This is a genomic window from Mesorhizobium loti CJ3sym (assembly GCF_000472785.1).
Lineage (GTDB): Bacteria > Pseudomonadota > Alphaproteobacteria > Rhizobiales > Rhizobiaceae > Mesorhizobium > Mesorhizobium loti_E.
Map to the genome: position 1 here is coordinate 1 of NZ_AXAL01000038.1, position 18,750 is coordinate 18,750.

An 18,750-nucleotide genomic window follows, 5' to 3' on the forward strand; every position below is an offset into this window, starting at 1 on the left:
GAGGATCATGCACGGGCGCTGGAACTGGTCGCCACCAAGGGCACGCCGGGCGAGAGCTACAATGTCGGTGGCAATTCGGAACGCACGAACCTCGCCGTTGTCGAGACGATCTGCGATTTGCTCGACATCAGGCGTCCCAGGGCCGGCGGCATGCGCTACCGCGAGCTGATCTCCTTCGTCACCGATCGCCCCGGCCACGACCGCCGCTACGCCATCGACGCCTCCAAGATCGGCCGTGAGCTCGGCTGGGCGCCGAGCGAGAATTTCGACAGCGGCCTGGCCAGAACCGTGGACTGGTTCCTCGACAACAAATGGTGGTGGGGGCCGATCCGCGAGCAGCGCTACGCCGGTGAACGGTTGGGAAGTTCGACGGAAGGCGGCCAGGGCCGCGTGAGGTTTGCTGATCTCGCAGTTGGGTAACTTGCCATTAACATTAGTTTACAGGTTGTGATCGGAAGGGTCGAGTTGTGCACAGGTCCGTCCTCTCGCTCGCTTGTGGTTCGAGCCAGCATCGGTATGCTCCCGCCTGCCGTGTGCAGGATTTGTGTAGCGAATCGCGCTGCCGAAACTGCCCCTTTTATTGCACTGGCTGTTCCCTCTCTTGGAAGTCTCGATGCCGCTCTATTATTTCAACATCCAGGATGGTCGCTCTCACTCCTCGGATACGGAGGGCACGGAGTATACCGGTGTCCATGAAGCGCAGGTTGACGCCATTCGAATGCTGGTGGCGATTGCCCGTGACGAATGGCCTGATGGTAACGCCAACAACTTGGCGGTTCAGATAAGTGACGAGAACCATCAACCAGTGATGGAAGCAAAAATCGATTGCGCCATCAAGTTCTTTGATAAGGCCCCCAAGGGCGATGCTGGCGCCTCCCGCTAGGATCGGGGACTTGCTGTATGTGCAGTTAAAGGCGCTCTGCTGCTGTATTTTGATTAAGATAGGCAAAATCCATCTCGAATAATTCGATCAATTTCCTCCGATCGATAAACGTTACAAGACCGTCTTTGAACACAAGTAGCTTTGACTCGCGCAGTTGCCGCAGGACGCGGTTCAAATGAATTGGCGTTATACCTAGTGAATCTGCAAGAATACTTTGGGAAATAGGGCAACTAAACCCTTCTGGCGTTCCCAAACCAACAATTTCTGCTCGTGCGCCGAGCTCCAGCAGCATGTGAACGGTGCGCATCGCAGCGTCACGTTTGCCGAGACTGACCAGATGCTCGACCAACATAGCCTCGTCCTTTGACACCGCCCATAGAAGCGCCAATGCAACACGCGGGGCTGATCGAAAGACGTCGGACAGGCGCTCAGTACTGATTTTCCTCACTTCCACGTCCGTCAGCGCAACGATGCTTTGATCCGAGGTCTTTAGAAGAAGGCTTCGGATTCCAAGCAGATCCCCAGCCATCTGAATATCGATGATCTGGCGCTGGCCGTCACGCAAGCCTTTATACGAATAGGCCCATCCGCTGCACAGCACATATGCCGAATGCTGATTCTGATCCTCATGCACCAACTCCTTGCCGCTTTCGACAAAGATGCGGGGCCCTTGCAGCCGCTGAAGCACCATCGACTCCTCCGCACTCAAGGCAATAAAGCCCGAGAGCCGTCTAGCAAGGGCATCGCTATCTGGAGTCATGCATCACATTCGCCTGATCGGATGAGTTCCGGGTTCCAGGGAGCATGCCATCCAGGAATCAACATTTGGCCAACCAATCCAAAAACGCGACAACGAGACAACAAGCACGGAAATAAGCAACGCGCGAGTAGCCTTCCGCGTTCCGAATCGGAGCGCATCAAATTTAGACCGCATAGAAAAGCAAAATTCGACGATGTCCGACTGGACGCGTTTCCCCATGGAAGAAGCACGAAGAGGGTCAACATGCTCGGCATACTGCACGATGCAGCCAACATCCGCCTAAGGACGATGGATATCGAGAAATCCGCCCGTCCTGCGTCAACTGCTAAGGGGTGGTCTGTTTTGGTTTATACTCTGGTTTGAACCATGTCATATGCGGCTTCGGCCAATGTGGAGTGGTGACGCTGGTCTTGCATCTCACGGCTAACCCAAATGATGTGTTCGCACGTTTCGACTAAATCGTCCGTTCGCCAGATGGGCATCGCTCGGCCGTGGCGGGAAGCAACTTTACCGAAGCAACCGGCATGGCTCGCCTATCCGAGTGACCTGGGGCACTTTCCCAAGCAATCTTCGCTGGCGCCTTGGGGCGATCATTCAATTTTGCTAAAATATCAATTGCATCTATATTAAGTTTAGCTATTGCTAATTTAATAGCAATGCCGCCATACACTCCAATACACCTAATAAATCGTCAAATAATAGGCCAAAGCGACTAAATACACTTAATTTCAGATAGATCGTTTTTTAGCCAACCGGTAACGGTTTCTTAACCTAGATTATCTTTTCGGCAGAAATTTCGTGTATTTTGATTGGTGTGCAACAGGTGGTTGAGGCGCTGAAATGGCGTCGTGCCATCCGGGTTGGAAGCACAAATTAGCATTCATCACGAGTGTTGGGGCGAGGCTGGTTTCGGGAAACACCGGCGTCGACCTACGGGCAGGGTTAATTCAACGTTGGGGATTTCGTTATGGGTTCAATCGCTAGTGCAAGCGGGAGCTATGTGCCAATCAGCCTGGTTCCTCCACAGAACTTGAATGGCTTAGACAACACGGAGAAATACAGCGGCCACGGCCGTTTGCTATTGATCGTCGACACAAGGGCGCTCGACAGGGAGTGTTTTGCGCAGAGCATGAAGGCTCGTGAGATCGGAATGGACATTCTGGCTCTCGGATCGGTCGAGGACTGGAAGAACAAGCAGGACAAATATGCGCCGCTTTCGGCGATCTTGCTCAACGTCGGGGGCAAGACGATCGCGGATACAGCCGTGGCGGACAACATCCGGCAGCTGTCGGGAGAGTTCGACGTACCTGTGATCGTGCTGGCAGATTCAGATGATCTCAATGAGATATTGGCAGCGCTGGAATGCGGCGCCAAGGGGTACATTCCTTCTTCGGTAGGGATCGAGGTCTGCATCGAAGCAATTGGCCTGGCGCTCGCAGGTGGTGTATTCGTGCCAGCGAGCAGCGTATTTGCCATGCGCCAAATGCTTGAGTCAGGAGCCGTGGTGGCCCGGCCGATGGATGGAATGTTCACTGCGCGGCAGGCCGAAGTGGTCGAGGCCCTTCGACGTGGCAAGGCGAACAAGATAATCGCGTTCGAGCTTCGCCTCCGCGAAAGCACGGTCAAGGTTCACATTCGCAACATCATGAAGAAGCTCAAGGCGACCAACCGGACAGAAGTGGCGTTCAAGATAAACGATCTCTTCCCGGCCGGCCGCGCTAAGCCGGAATACGGGGCTGGCGCCGGACGGTGACCTGCTGACCAGTCATCATCGGCTTTGACGAGGCGCGCGCTTGCTTGCGGCAATTCCATCCGCAAGCAGGCGCGCGCTGGCGCTCGAACCTGGCACAGCGACAGTTTGAGCTGACCTCTACTCACAACCCCGTGCCGCGCAGGACCACGAAAGGTGTCTGCAACAAGATACGGAGGTCCTTGCTGAAGGACATGACATCGGCGTACTCGGTATCGTAGCTGGCGCGCTCGGCGAAGGAACACGCATTGCGCGCGCTGACTTGCCATAGTCCCGTGAGGCCAGGCCTCATCTGAAAATAGGCGATACCCGGATACTGCGCCTGCTGTTCAGGGCACATTGGACGTGGTCCGACCAGGCTCATCTGGCCGGCAAAGACATTCCAAAGCTGCGGTAGCTCGTCGGCGGAATACTTGCGCAGGTAACGACCCATCGAGGTGATGCGTGGATCGACGCGCAGCTTCTGGGAAATGTTCCACTCGGCGCGCGCACAGGGATCCTGGTCCAGGTGCACGGCCAAGACTTGATCGGCGTCTATGACCATCGTCCTCAGCTTCCACAGCCTGAAGACTTTTCCGTTCCTCCCGACGCGGGGCTGACAATAGAACGCAGGGCCGCCGTCGCGCCGAACAAGAATGACCAGGACGCCGACGATGGCCAATGCCATGGGCGCCAACGCCAGCGTCGCCAGGATGTCGAAGCAGCGCTTGAAGCGGGCGTACGCCCGCGCCTCTTTCTTGAGGTCTTCTTTCGACTGATGAGCCAAGAGTAAGTCATTGCTCAGCACTCTGGAAACGACGTCCAGCATGCGACTCTCCACAAAACTTGAATCCGTGAAATGTAGTGTCTGGACCGGCTAACAATCGCGAAGATATCGCGATCACCGGGGACATTTCCCCTCACCAACGAATAGAACTACGACGGACTTGCCGTAAACCAGCGTCAGTTATCCTTAGTCGCGATCGTCTGGAAATACGCAATTTGATCTAGCTTAAATGATATAGACTTCAGTACCCCGGGGAGGAGGCGGTTTTATTGAAGCCGACTCCTCGTTGGAAGATAAAGGTGCTCACCCAAGGCGTCATTTCGGATGCATTCAACGCGACCAGAGATATCAGGCGTTAGTGCAGGTGGCTAAAGCTTGCAGAAAATGAGATGCGCTCCACTCCGGGTCCGAAGCGAGTTGCTACGTCATTGGGAGGTGGGTGGCGGCACGAAAGGCTTAGTTCGAGGGTGGCGAGGCCTAGGCCTCCTCGTTTCGGACGCTGGCCGCATGCTAAAGCGGAAGGAATCGGGCAAGAAAACCCATCCTCAAACGCTCGGCCCGTCGGTCATCGAAGACGGCTCTGGCCCGGAGCCGGGAATACACTGCCTGGCAGGGTATCCGGGGGCGACAAGGCGGCTGTAGCGCGAGTTCAAACGGCTCTCCAACGCACGAGGCACGCAAATGGCCTTGGAAGAGCCACGAAAAATGGCCGCACGCTATGCGGAACCGGGGCTCCAGCCTCGCAAGTACGACCGGCGCCGATAGGTGCGATCGGTTTGGCTATGGCACGTCGGCCAAATCACCGGCGGTGACCGATTGCATGGCACGTTAGCCTTCGAGAGAGCTTTCGATGGCCTTCCTGGGGAGTTCGAGTGAGAAGAGCCAAACGCGACCACGACACCGGCGCGCTCCGCCCACGGCGGCTGCAGGCGCTGCCGCAAACTGCGCAGCCGAGTGCGACGCCGAGGCATCAGAAGATCCTCATCGAAAGCCTGAGCAAAAAATATCGTCGTTTGCGCAAAGCCACGAATTGCCTGGCGTTTTGACGTGGCCGGAGAACTTGCCCTGCAGCAACCTACATCATGCGGCCTAAGTCGGTGGGTGAATAGCCATACCTCTTGTGATGAGAGAGGCGACGGCCTCGACGGGCAAGACACTTCTATGTGCGGACTATCATCAGGAGCCCCGAAGCTCGAAAATGATGAACCTGGCGGATTGCCGGAGACATATGAGGTTTGGCGCCGATCTGATGAACGACATTGACATCCGCTTTTACCTTTCGCTTCTGCTGCGGCGATTGCCATACATTCTGGCCATTTCCATCACAGCAACGCTGGCCGGCATCGCGCTGGCCTACATCTTGCCCCCGCTCTACCGCGCGGATGCAAAGATTCTCGTCGAGGATCCACAGATTCCAACCGAGATGGCACGCTCGACCGTGCCTACGACCGCATTCGCGCAATTCCAAATCATCGGGCAAGAGGTTACGACGCAGGACTATCTCACGCAGCTTGCCGCGCGTCTGAACGTTTATGCAGACAGCGAGTTACGGCGATCGAGCGCTGAAATCGCCGATGACATGCGTTCGCGCATCCGTCTTGAGCAGGTGGAACTGGATGGAGCGTCTCCAGGTTCGGGAGCTACGGTTTTTCGCGTCTCCTTCGATGCGAGAAAGCCGCAACTGGCCGCCGACGTCGTCAACGACCTGGTTACCTACATTCTCGGCAAGAACAGGCGATTGCGTACGGACCGAGCCGGCGACACGCTGCAATTCTTTGAAAAGGAGGTTGCGCGACTGGGGTCGGAGCTGACCACGCTGGATGCAGAAATTCTAAAGTTCAAGAACAGCAACCTGGAGGCGCTTCCCGACAGCCTCGACTTCAGGCGCAACCAGCAAAATGCTCAGCAGGAGCGACTGGCGCAACTTGAGCGGGAAGAAGCCGGGCTGCGCAGCCGGCGCAACAATCTTGTCCAAATCTATTCGACATCGGGCCAGGTCGCGAATACCGGCCCGCTGACACCCGATCAGCAGATGCTCCAGGACCTTAACCGTGCCTTGGTCCAGCAACTCGCAACCTTTTCCGAGACGAGTCCCACTGTCCTGGCACTGCGGGCACAAATTTCTTCGGTCCAGCGTAGAATACAGGACAACAAGCCAACCGACGGCAGTGGGAAAGCGGCCCCTTCGGAATACGAGTTGCAATTGTCGGATATCGACGAGCGCCTGACCTTCATCACGCAGGAAAAACAGTCGACAGCGACGAATCTGGTTGATCTGGCCAAATCGATAGATGCTACGCCCGCTAACGAAAGTGCGTTGAATTCACTGGAGCGAAACCGGACCAACGTTCAGGCCCAGTATAATAATGCAACCGCAATGCTGGCCCAGGCCTCTACCGGCGAGCAGATCGAAACGGCGTCGAAAGGTGGTGGACGGTTCTCACTCGTTGAGCCGGCGGTTGCGCCCGAAAAACCCGTCAGCCCCAATCGGCTGCGCATCGCAGCGCTGGGCCTCGTGGCCGGAATCGGTCTCGGCATTGGTTTCGTCGTACTGCTTGAGTTGATGAACAAGACAATACGTCGGCCGTCGGAGCTGGTTGAGATCCTGGACATTCAACCGCTCGCGACCATTCCCTACATCGCACTGGCCTCAGAAAAACGACCGAGGCGCGTTGGATTTGCTCAATCGGCAGCGGCGCTGTGCGCAATTTGGATGCCCGCTCACGGGCTGCTCGCGGCCGCCGGCAAAACCCTCGCTTCGCTGAATCCTGGAAGGCTGCTGGGCTGACGTTGGCGGGCTTCGAAAAATCTCGAATTGGCTGAAGCGGCAGAGAAAGACTATGGAACACATTCAGACTGCGTTGAAGATGGCGAAACAGCAACTAGGCTTTGCCCCGGTGGCCGAGCAGCCAAAGCCACGGCTGGAGGTGGTGAAACCCGGACTTTGGGACAGGCTGTCTTTGCTGCGTTCAAACGCCGATGCCCTGGAAAGAGGCAGGCTGGTATCCCTCAGTCGCTCGGACAATTCCCATGTTGCATTCGACATGATGCGCACGAGGGTCCTACAACTAATGCGCGCGAACAACTGGACGACGGTGGCAATCACGTCGCCAACCGCCGGATGCGGTAAAACGACGGTTTCGTTGAACTTGACCTTCAGCCTAGCCAATCAACGGGACTGTAGGACGCTGCTCGTCGACCTCGATTTGCGAAAACCCCAGATAGCCAAGACGCTGGGGATTCACACTCCGCCGCGACTGGAGAATTTCCTCAAGGGCCAGAGCGAGATTGAGGACGTTTTCCTGCGCCATGGTGAAAATGTCGCCATCGCGCCAAACAGTTCGAACGTTCGCCTGGCCGCCGAGCTCCTGCAGAGTGCGGAAGCCGCCAAGGCCCTTAAGGGGCTGAAGCAGAAGCTCGAGCCTGACATCATCATTCTGGATCTGCCGCCCATGCTGTCTACCGACGACGTCATGGCTGTCTTGCCGAATGTGGATTGCGTGATCCTGGTTGCCGCGGCTGAAGCGACCACGCGTTCCGAAATCGACTTGTGCGAACTGGAGCTCTCTCAAAAATCAAAGGTGCTCGGCGTGGTTTTGAACAAGTGCCGCTACAGCCCTGAAAAATACGGCTACTGACGGGAGGCGGAAGTTGTCCAATCTGACCAGCGCTGCCCTCGAACAGACTGACACATTTGGTGGCGAGGAAACTGGAGATGTTGGCGTTCGTCTGCCATCGAGCAGATTCCTGATTTATTCGCAGACCTTCGGGCTGCGCGAACGGCCCTTCAGCCTCATCCCAGATCCGAATTTTCTGTTTTGGTCCGAGAACCACAGCCGCGCCTATGCGATGCTCGAGTACGGGCTTGCGACTTTTGCCCCTATCACCGTCATTACAGGCGAGGTAGGCGCAGGCAAGACGACGCTTATCCGCCACCTGTTACGTGGAGCGGCCCCTGATCTGCGCATTGGCCTTATCTCCAATGCCCATGGATCGCGCGGGCAGCTGTTGCATTGGGTTTTGTCGTCGCTTGGACAGGACATCGAAGAGCGTGTTTCCTACGTGAGGCGCTTCGCTCAGTTCGAAGCGTTCCTGCGCCAGGAGCATGCTGCAGGACGCCACACCGTCCTAATTTTCGATGAGGCGCAAAATCTGTCCGCGAAAATGCTTGAGGAGCTCAGGTGTTTTTCGAACTTGAATTGCGAGGTGGAAGAGCTGCTGCAGATTATCCTGGTCGGACAGCCGGAGCTCAGGGGCATTATCGGGCGTCCAGAGATGCTTCAGTTCGCCCAACGTGTGTCCGCCCATTTTCATCTGGGTGGGATGCCTGCGGAGGCAGTTGCGAAATACATTGCCCACCGACTGATGGTGGCTGGTACCGATCGTCAACTTTTCACCCCCTCGGCCTGCGATCTGATTTTCAGCGCAAGCCGGGGCTTGCCTCGCATCATCAACCAGATTTGCGACTACGCGCTGGTCTACGCCTTCGCCGAGCAGCGCACGACAGTCGACGATGACCTAGTTCGCCTGGTCATTACCGATCGAAAAATCCAGCCAGTGAATGCGGCGTCGGCATCGGTGAGCTGATCTGCACACACCCGAACGCTGACACAGCAAAGATTTTGTAATCAGGCGCGATTCCAGCGGCTGGACAGCCGGGAGGCGTTGGCGCCGAACCCGACCCTTAGCATAATTGCCGATCTGTAGAGGCGGATCATGATGACCCCCGCCAGGGCAAGCCATCGGGCACGCCATCCCTGGATCCGGTCGGATGAACCAATCCGCACAGCCTCTGCAAGGGGTGAAAGAGCGACTGCCACACTGCGCACCATCCAGCGCGGCCACCAGCCTGGCTTTGATCGCGCCTGCGCAAAATCATGCGCGATATGCCGCTCCCATTTCCGTGCAAGCTCGTCAAAATTTCGACGTGCCGGATGATAGACAATCATGTCGGGGCAGTAGTGCGTGGTGTAGCCCTTGCGCAGCGCGCGCTGTCCCCAATCACGGTCTTCGGCGATATCTATGCCGCCAAAAGGCCCGACTAGCGCAAATGTTTGGGCTCTGACCGCAAGGTTGCCGGTGCCCGTAAACCCTTGCTTGGCGATGTATTCTTTCATCCGATAGGCAAATACGCTCTCATAGGCCTCCAGCAGGGTCGGCCGGGTGGGAACGTCGCAGGCGATGCGCACGTCACCACCGAGTATGGCAACGTCGGCGCGGCGTCGAAAAAGCTGCTCGATGTGCGAAAGCCACCCTTGGTCGGCAATGCAATCGGCATCTATGAAAGCCAAGATATCGCCAGTCGCGTGCAAGACTCCAAGGTTGCGCGCGGGCCCCGGTCCAGGCGTGTGCTGACGCAACAGGGTAACTCCGGGAAAACCCGCGCAGACATCGACCGGCATGACTTTTGAGCCGTTGTCGACAACGATGAATTCAACCGGCTCGGCGAGGTTTTGCTGGGGCGGTCTTTCGTGGGTACAGAGCGATTCCAGGCACCTGCTCAGGGCTTCCGGCTGGTCGAGGTGCGGAATAATCACGCTGATCATTGACGTCTCGTCCTTCGCTCAGGAGATTTCGGTAAACGGCGAGATACTGACGTGCTTCGACCTGCCAATGAAATTCACGATCGGCAATCGCGCGGCCGGCCTGTCCCATTCGTCTGCGCCGCTCAGGGTCATCCACCAATGCCAGGACACCTTCCGCAAGTGCTTCCGGCGAGTGCTCGGACAGCACCAACGCTGCTTCTCCTGCTTCCCGTGCCGCCTGCCCAAGGTTGAACTGAACGAAGGGTAAACCCAACATCATGTACTCGAACACTTTGTTCATCGACAGTTTGTCGTTGAAATCGTTCGGCGGGTCCGGGATTACACCGACCTCGATTGCCGACAGGTGAGCCATGAGCGATGGACCGGTCAAATAGCCCGTAAAGTGCACTGACTGGTCAACATCGAGCGCCACGGCCAAGTCCTTCAACCGAGAGAGCTCGGGACCGTCGCCGATAACGACACAGGCAACATCGTGGCGCTTTTGAACGTGTCGAATTTCAGCCATGGCCCTGACCAGGGTCTCTACCCCGTCTTGCGCCCCCATGATGCCGATATATCCAATGAGATTCTTCTTTAGGGACATCAGCGTCGGATCGGCGGTTGTTCGCTGGAACTTGGTCCGTTCCGGGTAGCTTTTGACGACAGTCACATTTTCGGGGTGCATCCCGCCACGCGCCACCGCGATGTCGCGGAATACCTCATTGGTGGCAATGCTGGCATCGGCGGCGCGAAAGGTAAGCCGCTCGCATAGGCTCAATGCTTTGTAGAAGAAGTCTTTTCGGCCAAATTTCGCCACGTAGAGTTCGGGGCTGAGATCGTGGTGATCGAACACGAACCGGGTGCCGAACAGCCATTTGTGGACGAGCGCCACGAGGAACATCAGGTCTGGGGGATTGCAGGCCTGGATGACATGTATGCGGCGCTGGCGCTGGATACGGAATGAAAGATAAAGCTGGCAAGACAGGGCTACGAAATATTCCCTCAGAAAGCCTTTGGTCGAACGTGCTTCGCGCAAGGCGTGACGGTAGATGTTGACGTCGGCAATGACCTCGTATGACTTGTCATACCCCTTACCCTTGGGACAAATGATCGAAACCGCGTATCCGGCTTCCTTAAGGGCCAGCGCTTCTTGCCAAACCCTGCGATCGAAGGGGACAGGAAGATTTTCAACGAGGATGAGAATGTGATGGCCGTTTGACATGGCAAACTCCCGCATTATTTCCGGTCACTTCCGAAGATTTGGGGTGAGGCAGGTCGGTCCCGGCCAGATCCACTCGCTCCGTCACGTGGTCGCTTGAGATTGTATGCTCAGACATTGCGACAGGCGGCAGTAGATACTTTTCGTCGGCAGGGCAGCCAGTCAGCTAACGGGGTAAGGTGCTTGCGCCTTTTGTTCAGGTATCTTTGCCGCAGAACCTTGGCCAATTGTGAGGGCGTGTGAATTTCTTGGTCCCAGCAAGGCTGTGAGTGTCTCAGGCAGGTTTCATAAAAACTGACAAGGGTGTCGATTTGCGTCCTATCGCGCGCGTCGACGTCGGACCCGTCGCGAATTTCCTGCATGAGAACTTGAACAACCGGATCACGCCAGCGGCATGGGCGTCAGCCATAATTCCCACTTGGCAGACGGATTCTAAAAATCACGGGTTCATGCTCGTTTGTGACGGGCAGATCGTTGGCGTGTACCTGGCGTTCTACTCCCAGTCGTGCATCGCGGGGCGGATCGAAAAAATCTGCAACATGGCGGCTTGGTGCGTTCTTGAAGAGTTCAGGTCGCATGGCCTGCGGTTGGTGAGAGCAATGCTGGGGCAGGAAGGCTACACCTTCACCGACCTCTCACCGAGTGGGAACGTGGTCCAACTGAATGCGCGCTTGAAGTTTCAGTTTCTGGATACAGGCACGGCGCTGGTTGCAAATCTGCCATGGCCGAGATGGTGGGGCATTCGAATTGTATCGGCTCGAGCGTCGATCGAGGCTGTCCTTCAAGGGCGCGACCTCGAAATTTACAGGGACCATGCCCAATTGGCGGCTGCGGGCCACCTCGTCATCATCAGAGGCGATCAGCTTTGCTATGTGATGTTTCGCCGGGACCGGCGAAAGGGCTTGCCGCTCTTCGCCTCGATCCTCCACGTCAGCAACCACGATCTGTTTCGGGTTGCCGCCCGCAACGTCTACAGCCGTCTGCTCACCCGTTTCGGGATCCTGGCTACTCTCGCCGAGACGCGCATCGTTCGATACCACCCACGCCTGTCCCTCATGCTTCGTTCGCCGCGTCCAAAAATGTATCGCAGCGATCGACTGCAGCCAGAGGAAATCGACTACCTGTATAGCGAGCTTGTTTGTGTGCCGTGGTGATGGAAGCAGGACGGACATGAAACGATTGATGAGATCAAACCTGTGCCACCTGCTCGAACAGGCTGCGCAAATGCGCGGCAGCGCGGCAGCGCTGACATACAAGAATACGACCTGCGGCTATGACGAGCTTTTCCATCGCGTTTGCGGTTTCGCATCTGGCTTGGCAGCCATCGGCCTGGCGCGTGACGAGCGCGTGGCGATCCTGCTGGAAAAACGTATCGAGACCGTCGTGGCGATCTTCGGCACCGCGGCCGCGGGTGGCGTTTTCGTGCCCATAAACACGCTGCTCAGGCCCCAGCAGGTCGCCTATATCCTGGCCGATTGCAACGTCAGCGTCCTGGTGACGACACCTGAACGGTTGGCTGAACTGGCCAAGCACCCGGATGCCTGCGCCGGCGTTGCTCACGTCATCCTGGTCGGCACTGGACCAACCGATGAAGCGGTCGCCAACAGCTTTGCCACACACGAATGGGCGTCGTTGCTAGCCTCCGACGTCGCACCGCTGCCGGCCACTATCGACCTGGACATGGCGGCAATCCTTTATACATCGGGCAGCACCGGCAAGCCAAAGGGCGTCGTGCTAAGTCACCGGAACCTCATCGTCGGTGGCGAAAGCGTGAGCCAATATCTGGAAAATACATCAAGCGACACGATCCTGTCTGTGCTGCCCTTGAGTTTTGACGCAGGGCTCAGCCAGCTGACCACCGCTTTTAATGTTGGCGCCCATGTCGTTTTGATGAACTATCTCCTTCCGGCTGATGTCGTGCGACTGTGCATCAGGCACTCGATAACCGGCATCACGGGTGTGCCGCCGCTCTGGATCCAGTTGGCGGACCAGACTTGGCCAGCCGAAACGGCGGCCAAGCTGCGTTATTTCGCCAACACCGGGGGCCGCATGCCGAAGGCGACGCTCGACAAATTACGCCAGCGCTTCCCTAAGGCCCTGCCCTATCTGATGTATGGCCTGACCGAAGCATTTCGCTCGACCTATCTTGACCCAGCTCAAATCGATCGTCGCCCCGATTCGATCGGCAAGGCCATCCCAAACGCCGAAATCCTGGTCTTGCGTCCGGATGGTTCGCGCTGTGCGCCGGGCGAAGAGGGTGAACTCGTCCATCGCGGCCCGCTGGTCGCGTTGGGCTACTGGAACGATCCGAAGCGCACCGCGGAACGCTTCCGGCCTGTGTTCGCACAGGAAGCGGGCTGGCGAGCGACCGAACTCGCGGTGTTTTCCGGCGATACGGTCGTGGCGGACGAAGAGGGGTTCCTTTTCTTCGTCGGGCGCAGAGACGAGATGATCAAGACATCCGGCTACCGGGTCAGTCCCACCGAGGTCGAAGAGGTAGCCTATGGCACCGGACTGGTCCGCGATGCCGTCGCTCTCGGCGTCGAGGATCCCACCCTTGGGCAACGAATAGTCCTGATCGCCAGCCCAGCTGGAGACCTTCCGCTCGACCAGACAGGCCTGCTGTCTGCTATCAGGCAGCAACTGCCCCAATATATGGTGCCGGCGTCGGTCTTTGAGATGTCAGCCATCCCAACGACGCCAAACGGCAAATTCGACCGCGTTTCATTGCGGGAGAGATTATCCTCATGAGCGTTCATCCAACCATTGCGGCCTTCGCAACGGAAAGAAACAGCCTCGTCGTGGGCGGGGTGCCGATCGATCGGCTGGCTGAGAGGGCGGGCTCGACACCCTTCTTTGCCTATGACAGACAGTTGATGACCGATCGTGTAGGCTATCTTCGTTCCGCCCTGCCCGCCGAAGTCCATTTGCATTACGCGATCAAGGCCAACCCCATGCCGGCCGTGGTCGACCACATGGCACGCCTTTTGGACGGTTGTGACGTGGCGTCGGCAATGGAAATGAAGGTCGTTCTCGACACTCCGACACCTGCCGAGCGGGTAAGTTTCGCAGGCCCTGGAAAAACCCGCGGTGAGCTAGCGCAAGCGATCGCCGCCGGCGTGACGATCGAGATGGAATCGGGAAGCGAAGCCCAACGCGTTGCCGAGATCGGCAACAGGCTCGGCCTGCGGCCGCGGGTGGCCTTGCGCGTCAATCCCGATTTTCAGGTCAAGGGCTCCGGGATGCGCATGGGCGGCGGTTCTCAGCAATTCGGTGTCGACACCGAAGAGGTGCCAGCTGTTCTGAAGCAGCTCGTGGCGGCTGATCTGGACTTCCAGGGTTTCCATATTTTCGCGGGCTCGCAAAATCTGCACGCCGATATTTTGTGCGAGGCCCAAAGCAAGACTGTCGAACTCATGCTCGAGCTGGCGGAGCGCTCGCCATTGCCGGTAAGTTATCTCAATCTCGGAGGCGGATTCGGAATTCCGTATTTCGACAAGGATCGCTCCCTCGATCTCGCGCCGTTGGGCGAGAATCTTGCCAGGCTGATCGACACGGTCATCCGCCCCCGTTTGCCGCACAGTCGGGTGGTTATGGAATTTGGCCGATATCTCGTCGGAGAAGCCGGAATCTATGCCACACGGGTTGTTGACCGCAAGGTCTCTCGCGGGCGCACCTACCTGGTGGTGGATGGTGGGATGCACCATCAATTGGCAGCCTCAGGCAACTTTGGCCAGGTCATTCGCCGCAACTATCCTGTGGCTGTCGCCAACAAGATGACTGGCACGGACCTTGAGCCTGTAACGGTCGTCGGTTGCCTGTGCACACCGCTGGATACGCTCGCAGACAACGTCAGCCTTCCCCGCGCCGATGTCGGAGACACAATCGTTTTCTTTCACGCGGGAGCTTATGGGCTGACAGCCAGCCCGACGGCGTTTCTCGGGCATCCAATGCCAGTGGAAATGTTGGTGTAGATCTACAACGAACCTTGGATGGGACACTATGAGCACGAATGTGGAAACGCTGGAAGCCGTCAGGGACGTCGTAGTTGATACACTGGGCATTCAGGACAAGCGGCGGCTTCTCGATGCGCAGACTGCTTTGTTCGGCAGCTTGCCTGAACTGGACTCCTACGGGGTGCTGACATTGGCAATGGCATTGGAGACCCGTTTTGCATTCCAGATCGATGACAGTGAGTTTTCGGCTGATGTTTTTGAAACGCTCGGCTCACTTGCTGATTTCGTCGATCAAAAATGCTCGGACCGGCAGATCGAGGCCGTGTCATAGGCCCTCGGCCGGTCCTGCGGCCAAGATATGTCAAGCGTCCTCAGCACGGACAAGGAAGGGGCTTAAGCATGCTAATGAGGAACAACACAAATCATGAACCCGGGGCGCCGGCCCTGGCGGTCATTGTCGTCACCTACAACAGTGCGGTTCCCCTGCCTGGCCTGCTCGACTCTCTGGCTCCCGGCCTTGAGGGCGTCGAGAGTTTCGAAGTCATCGTTGTCGACAACGATTCTCGTGATGACTCGGTCGACGTCGCGCTCGCCCATCCTATCGGAGCCCGGGTGGTGAAAACCGGCAGCAATGCCGGCTATGCCGCCGCCATCAACAAGGCAGCGGCGACCGTGCACCCGGACGCAGACCTTTTGATTCTCAATCACGATCTGCGGCTTTGCCCCGGTGCGGTGCGGCGGCTTGTCGAGCGTGCCAAAGACGCGTCCGTCGGGATCGCTGTGCCACGCAACTTGAGGGAAGACGGCACGACTGACCCGACGCTTCGCCACGAGCCGTCGATCACGACCGCATGGGCCGACTCGCTCCTCGGCGGGAAGCTTGCCGGCCGGCTGGGGCTCGGCGAAATTGTCGGCCAAACAGCACGCTATGATCGCGATGGGCCAGTCGAGTGGGCAACGGGCTCGGTGCTGCTGGTCGCAGCGCGAGCACGACGGATTGTCGGCATTTGGGATGAGTCGTACTTTCTCTACAGCGAAGAGGTAGACTACCAGAGGCGGGTACGCGCCGCCGGCCTGTGCGTGTCCTATGTGCCTCAATCACTGGCTGTTCATGCCGGCGGCGACTACCGTTCCAACACAAGGCTGTTCGCTCTTTTGACGATGAATCGAGTACGCTACTACCGCCGCTACCACGGCACTGTTGCTACCTTCATGTTCAGGTTAGGCATTGCCATTGGAGCGGCGCTCCGGTTTTGGCGCGGCGCCACACACAGGGCCGCCCTTTACAGTGTTCTCACGCCGGTGCGGCCGGCTTTTGATTTTCGCGTGGAACAACCGCGGCGATGCTGACATTCGCTAGGCGAAATCCGCGGATCGTCAATTTTCACGGAATTGGCGTTCCCGCACGGGAACTCGAACCAGGCGAGGCCAGTTACTGGGTCAGCTTGCATCGCTTTCGCGATATACTTGATCGCATCGTGTGCCATCCTGACCGCGCACTGGTGTCGATCACCTTCGACGATGGCAATATATCGGACCTCGCAACTGCTGCGCCCGAGCTCGTGGGCCGCGGCCTCGATGCCGAAATCTTCGTCCTCACCGGCCGGCTAGGCCAACGCGGGTCATTATCGGTTGACGACATCGCCCAATTGCTTCGGCTGGGAATGAGGATCGGCAATCACGGCTACGCCCACAGCGACTGGACCCAATTGTCGTCGAGGCAATTGGACATCGAACTGGTCGCCTCAAAAGCTCGGCTTGAGGAGATCTGCGGCGCCCCCATCCGCTCCGCTGCTATACCTTTCGGACGCTACAATGGTGCGGTTCTCAGTGCACTGCGCCGGGCTGGCTACGATGCCGTCTACTCCAGCGACGGGGGTTGTGGGGATACGCTGTCCTACCCGCGCCCGCGAACCTCAATTCGACAGGATATGTCGGACACAGCATTGGATAAAATCCTTTCGGGCCAACTGCAGCTTACGCAACTGTTGCGCCGCAATGCCACTATGGCGGTGAAGCGATGGATTTGATGCGACCGGCGCGACGGTAGGGCGTGTTGCCCGTTCTCTGATCCGCCCATGCAAGGCAGCATCGGCCACAGTGCGTGGTAGTCAATGCTCAGATCACTTTTTTCGGTTTGTTCGAACAGGATGTTTGCCACTGGAACCTGATGGCTGCGGCGAGTGGCGTCTGGTTGCCCGATCGGTCGGATTGGGCTGCGTGGCCGTTTTTTCATCGGACTCGATGTCAAGGAGCCATATGCCGCTGCCCAGCAGGAAAGTGAACCAGGCATATATCGGCCCCCAGAAGTGAACCGTCGTGCCGACAATAAAATACGCGACCATGCTGATGAGATAGGCCGTGCGGTAAATCGACAACTTCTGGCTTAGACCTTTCTTCAAGCCAATGGCCGCGACTATCCACAGGCATGACGCCAAGGTGAGTATGAAGGCAGGTAAGCCGTGGCGCATGGCGGTGATCAGCCAAAAATTATCGACGCTGTCCGAGCCCATCCAGGGTGGGCGAACCCAGTCTGCGAACCCAATTCCCAACCACGGATGATTGAGTACGGAGGCCGACCCGTAATTCCAGATCCAGATACGATACCACCCTGTCTGTTGATCGAAGGTGAAGTGAGAGATGTAGAACTGGATCGGCGTCTGGTTCGACCCGAATTTGACGACAAGAAAAGCAGCCAATGCCAAGCTAGCCAGAACGGCCCATTTGCGTGGATAGGCCTTGAGTACCCAGGCCCAACCGGTCAGAGCGATCTGGACCATGATGCCGGCGATAGGTGCTGATGACATGGACAGAAATGCAATGCCGGCGATCGTAGTCGTCAACAACCAGCGCGACAACGAGCTTTTGCCATAGCCCAGCACAAGGTGCGTCATCGCGACAATACTGCCGCAAAACACACCAAACAGGATTGAATGGCTGAACGGGCCTTGGACGCGCCAAAACCCCAAACGTGGAACCATCCGTGTGACGTCGACCGTGGGGAAAACCATGCTGAACGCGGCCAAGATAGGCTTGCTGCCTGTTATCCATTCGTAGACTGCAAATGGCGCCAGCAAGACGATAAGTTTGGCCATGAGCAGGATCAGGCTTCGAAAGCTTGCCGCGTCGCGAATATAGCAACGCGCCAGCAGATAGGCGCCGAGAGTTTCGACGAGGAGAACGCCGGCCGGTTGTATTGCGCCCGTCACGCCATGGGCGAAGACCAGGCTTAGGGCAGCCCAGAGGCAAAACAGGCCCAGACCGATGTCAGGAACCCTGATCCGGCCCGCTTTGCCGTTAAGCCACATAAACGTGCAAGGCAGCAGCATGACCGACAGGACCAACCGATAAATCGGCATGATGACCGGCCCCAGCGGGATCATCCATGGGATGATGAGGCTGACAAGGAACAACGATACTGGCAAAGGCAACTTCCCCTTTGCCTCACGAAAATCGGTTCCTCGGTGGGCCGTTGCGCGCCCGCGACGAGGTGCCAGGCGTTGACCGGTAGTCAATGATAATGGGTCAGAACTGGCGCTCGAAGTCATTCACCGATCTTCCCCGATTCGTCTTCGGCACAGTGCAAGCTCGTGCGGGGGATCGCATGCTTTCGGCGCCGTCGAAACTATACACGGCGAAGACACCGGGCGTCATAGATCGATTGGAGAAGTCGCTTACGCCTTTTAGCTTGGTAGGGTGGAGCGTTGCAGCTTGCTATCCCGGGATTGGCAGGCCTGCGGAAGGTCAGCCGCGACATGAGATTTTTGGTAGGTGGCCACTATCCGAATTGTTGGCTTTTCATACCGGCACGCAATGTGGTGACTCCAGATCAGGCTTCGAACCCTCGTCGCGCGATCAGAAAAGTGTATGAAATTATGTATATTGGCCCAA

The 18,750-nt window shown here is 57.5% G+C and carries 17 protein-coding genes; 12 read left to right on the forward strand and 5 right to left on the reverse strand.

Annotated elements, in window-relative coordinates:
* The coding region (locus tag A3A9_RS0133200) for a GDP-mannose 4,6-dehydratase (protein WP_027062438.1) at positions 1-420 on the forward strand (420 nt) is incomplete at its 5' end.
* Between the two features lie 193 nt (positions 421-613).
* Entirely contained in the window at positions 614-883 is a 270-nt protein-coding gene (locus A3A9_RS40115) for a DUF6894 family protein (RefSeq protein WP_152536233.1), read from the forward strand.
* A 25-nt stretch (positions 884-908) separates the two neighbouring features.
* On the opposite strand, the gene A3A9_RS0133210 is transcribed toward A3A9_RS40115, so the two are convergent.
* Positions 909-1,643: a Crp/Fnr family transcriptional regulator gene (locus A3A9_RS0133210; protein ID WP_027062439.1), complete on the reverse strand. Its 735-nt coding sequence runs from the start codon at positions 1,641-1,643 to the stop codon at positions 909-911.
* Between the two features lie 967 nt (positions 1,644-2,610).
* Here A3A9_RS0133210 and A3A9_RS40120 point away from each other — a divergent pair.
* The gene (locus A3A9_RS40120; RefSeq protein WP_051371385.1) at positions 2,611-3,396 is read left to right on the forward strand and encodes a response regulator transcription factor; all 786 of its coding nucleotides are present in this window, start codon (positions 2,611-2,613) and stop codon (positions 3,394-3,396) included.
* Between the two features lie 121 nt (positions 3,397-3,517).
* On the opposite strand, the gene A3A9_RS0133220 is transcribed toward A3A9_RS40120, so the two are convergent.
* A complete protein-coding gene (locus A3A9_RS0133220) occupies positions 3,518-4,201 on the reverse strand; it encodes a sugar transferase (protein ID WP_027062440.1) in 684 nt (227 codons plus the stop codon).
* A 1,207-nt stretch (positions 4,202-5,408) separates the two neighbouring features.
* Here A3A9_RS0133220 and A3A9_RS40125 point away from each other — a divergent pair.
* The 3 genes from A3A9_RS40125 to A3A9_RS40130 are packed head-to-tail and all read left to right on the forward strand — an operon-like array spanning position 5,409 to position 8,746.
* The gene (locus A3A9_RS40125; protein WP_082222342.1) at positions 5,409-6,947 is read left to right on the forward strand and encodes a GumC family protein; all 1,539 of its coding nucleotides are present in this window, start codon (positions 5,409-5,411) and stop codon (positions 6,945-6,947) included.
* Between the two features lie 52 nt (positions 6,948-6,999).
* On the forward strand, positions 7,000-7,797 hold the full coding sequence (locus A3A9_RS0133235; RefSeq protein ID WP_027062441.1) for a CpsD/CapB family tyrosine-protein kinase: 798 nt from the start codon (positions 7,000-7,002) through the stop codon (positions 7,795-7,797).
* A gap of 13 nt (positions 7,798-7,810) precedes the next feature.
* A complete protein-coding gene (locus tag A3A9_RS40130; protein ID WP_202596433.1) occupies positions 7,811-8,746 on the forward strand; it encodes an ExeA family protein in 936 nt (311 codons plus the stop codon).
* 41 nt (positions 8,747-8,787) lie between these two features.
* Here the strand turns inward: A3A9_RS40130 and A3A9_RS0133245 are convergent, their stop codons facing one another.
* Together A3A9_RS0133245 and A3A9_RS40135 are read right to left on the reverse strand one after the other, a co-directional pair.
* Positions 8,788-9,705 (reverse strand): glycosyltransferase family 2 protein, encoded by a 918-nt coding sequence (locus tag A3A9_RS0133245; RefSeq protein WP_027062442.1) that lies wholly within the window; start codon positions 9,703-9,705, stop codon positions 8,788-8,790.
* Positions 9,593-10,906, reverse strand: a complete 1,314-nt coding sequence (locus tag A3A9_RS40135; RefSeq protein ID WP_082222343.1) for a glycosyltransferase family 4 protein — start codon at positions 10,904-10,906, stop codon at positions 9,593-9,595. The genes A3A9_RS0133245 and A3A9_RS40135 overlap by 113 nt, the downstream gene beginning before the upstream one ends.
* Before the next feature lie 266 nt (positions 10,907-11,172).
* Here A3A9_RS40135 and A3A9_RS40140 point away from each other — a divergent pair, with 266 nt between their 5' ends.
* From A3A9_RS40140 to A3A9_RS0133280, 6 genes are all read left to right on the forward strand, one after another.
* On the forward strand, positions 11,173-12,057 hold the full coding sequence (locus A3A9_RS40140; RefSeq protein ID WP_027062443.1) for a hypothetical protein: 885 nt from the start codon (positions 11,173-11,175) through the stop codon (positions 12,055-12,057).
* Positions 12,058-12,073: 16 nt separating this feature from the next.
* A complete protein-coding gene (locus tag A3A9_RS0133260; protein ID WP_027062444.1) occupies positions 12,074-13,654 on the forward strand; it encodes an acyl-CoA ligase (AMP-forming), exosortase A system-associated in 1,581 nt (526 codons plus the stop codon).
* Positions 13,651-14,877, forward strand: coding sequence for a pyridoxal-dependent decarboxylase, exosortase A system-associated (locus A3A9_RS0133265; RefSeq protein ID WP_027062445.1), 1,227 nt, complete (start codon positions 13,651-13,653; stop codon positions 14,875-14,877). Before A3A9_RS0133260 ends, A3A9_RS0133265 begins: the two co-directional genes overlap by 4 nt.
* Positions 14,878-14,905: 28 nt before the next feature.
* Positions 14,906-15,190: an acyl carrier protein gene (locus tag A3A9_RS0133270; protein ID WP_027062446.1), complete on the forward strand. Its 285-nt coding sequence runs from the start codon at positions 14,906-14,908 to the stop codon at positions 15,188-15,190.
* A 74-nt stretch (positions 15,191-15,264) separates the two neighbouring features.
* The gene (locus tag A3A9_RS0133275; RefSeq protein ID WP_245279185.1) at positions 15,265-16,209 is read left to right on the forward strand and encodes a glycosyltransferase family 2 protein; all 945 of its coding nucleotides are present in this window, start codon (positions 15,265-15,267) and stop codon (positions 16,207-16,209) included.
* Entirely contained in the window at positions 16,203-16,889 is a 687-nt protein-coding gene (locus A3A9_RS0133280; RefSeq protein WP_033838991.1) for a polysaccharide deacetylase family protein, read from the forward strand. Before A3A9_RS0133275 ends, A3A9_RS0133280 begins: the two co-directional genes overlap by 7 nt.
* A gap of 93 nt (positions 16,890-16,982) precedes the next feature.
* Here A3A9_RS0133280 and A3A9_RS40145 read toward each other — a convergent pair whose 3' ends face one another.
* Entirely contained in the window at positions 16,983-18,407 is a 1,425-nt protein-coding gene (locus A3A9_RS40145; protein ID WP_082222337.1) for an O-antigen ligase family protein, read from the reverse strand.
* Positions 18,408-18,750: the final 343 nt, after the last annotated feature.

Excerpts from the sequence above, each read along its gene's own strand:
- A3A9_RS40120 (WP_051371385.1), top strand. The coding sequence starts at position 2,611 with ATGGGTTCAATCGCTAGTGCAAGCGGGAGCTATGTGCCAATCAGCCTG.
- A3A9_RS40135 (WP_082222343.1), bottom strand. The coding sequence starts at position 10,906 with ATGTCAAACGGCCATCACATTCTCATCCTCGTTGAAAATCTTCCTGTC.
- A3A9_RS40115 (WP_152536233.1), top strand. The coding sequence starts at position 614 with ATGCCGCTCTATTATTTCAACATCCAGGATGGTCGCTCTCACTCCTCG.
- A3A9_RS0133280 (WP_033838991.1), top strand. The coding sequence starts at position 16,203 with ATGCTGACATTCGCTAGGCGAAATCCGCGGATCGTCAATTTTCACGGA.
- A3A9_RS0133235 (WP_027062441.1), top strand. The coding sequence starts at position 7,000 with ATGGAACACATTCAGACTGCGTTGAAGATGGCGAAACAGCAACTAGGC.
- A3A9_RS0133270 (WP_027062446.1), top strand. The coding sequence starts at position 14,906 with ATGAGCACGAATGTGGAAACGCTGGAAGCCGTCAGGGACGTCGTAGTT.
- A3A9_RS40125 (WP_082222342.1), top strand. The coding sequence starts at position 5,409 with ATGAACGACATTGACATCCGCTTTTACCTTTCGCTTCTGCTGCGGCGA.
- A3A9_RS0133245 (WP_027062442.1), bottom strand. The coding sequence starts at position 9,705 with ATGATCAGCGTGATTATTCCGCACCTCGACCAGCCGGAAGCCCTGAGC.
- A3A9_RS0133220 (WP_027062440.1), bottom strand. The coding sequence starts at position 4,201 with ATGCTGGACGTCGTTTCCAGAGTGCTGAGCAATGACTTACTCTTGGCT.
- A3A9_RS0133275 (WP_245279185.1), top strand. The coding sequence starts at position 15,265 with ATGAGGAACAACACAAATCATGAACCCGGGGCGCCGGCCCTGGCGGTC.
- A3A9_RS0133265 (WP_027062445.1), top strand. The coding sequence starts at position 13,651 with ATGAGCGTTCATCCAACCATTGCGGCCTTCGCAACGGAAAGAAACAGC.
- A3A9_RS40145 (WP_082222337.1), bottom strand. The coding sequence starts at position 18,407 with ATGACTTCGAGCGCCAGTTCTGACCCATTATCATTGACTACCGGTCAA.
- A3A9_RS0133260 (WP_027062444.1), top strand. The coding sequence starts at position 12,074 with ATGAAACGATTGATGAGATCAAACCTGTGCCACCTGCTCGAACAGGCT.
- A3A9_RS0133210 (WP_027062439.1), bottom strand. The coding sequence starts at position 1,643 with ATGACTCCAGATAGCGATGCCCTTGCTAGACGGCTCTCGGGCTTTATT.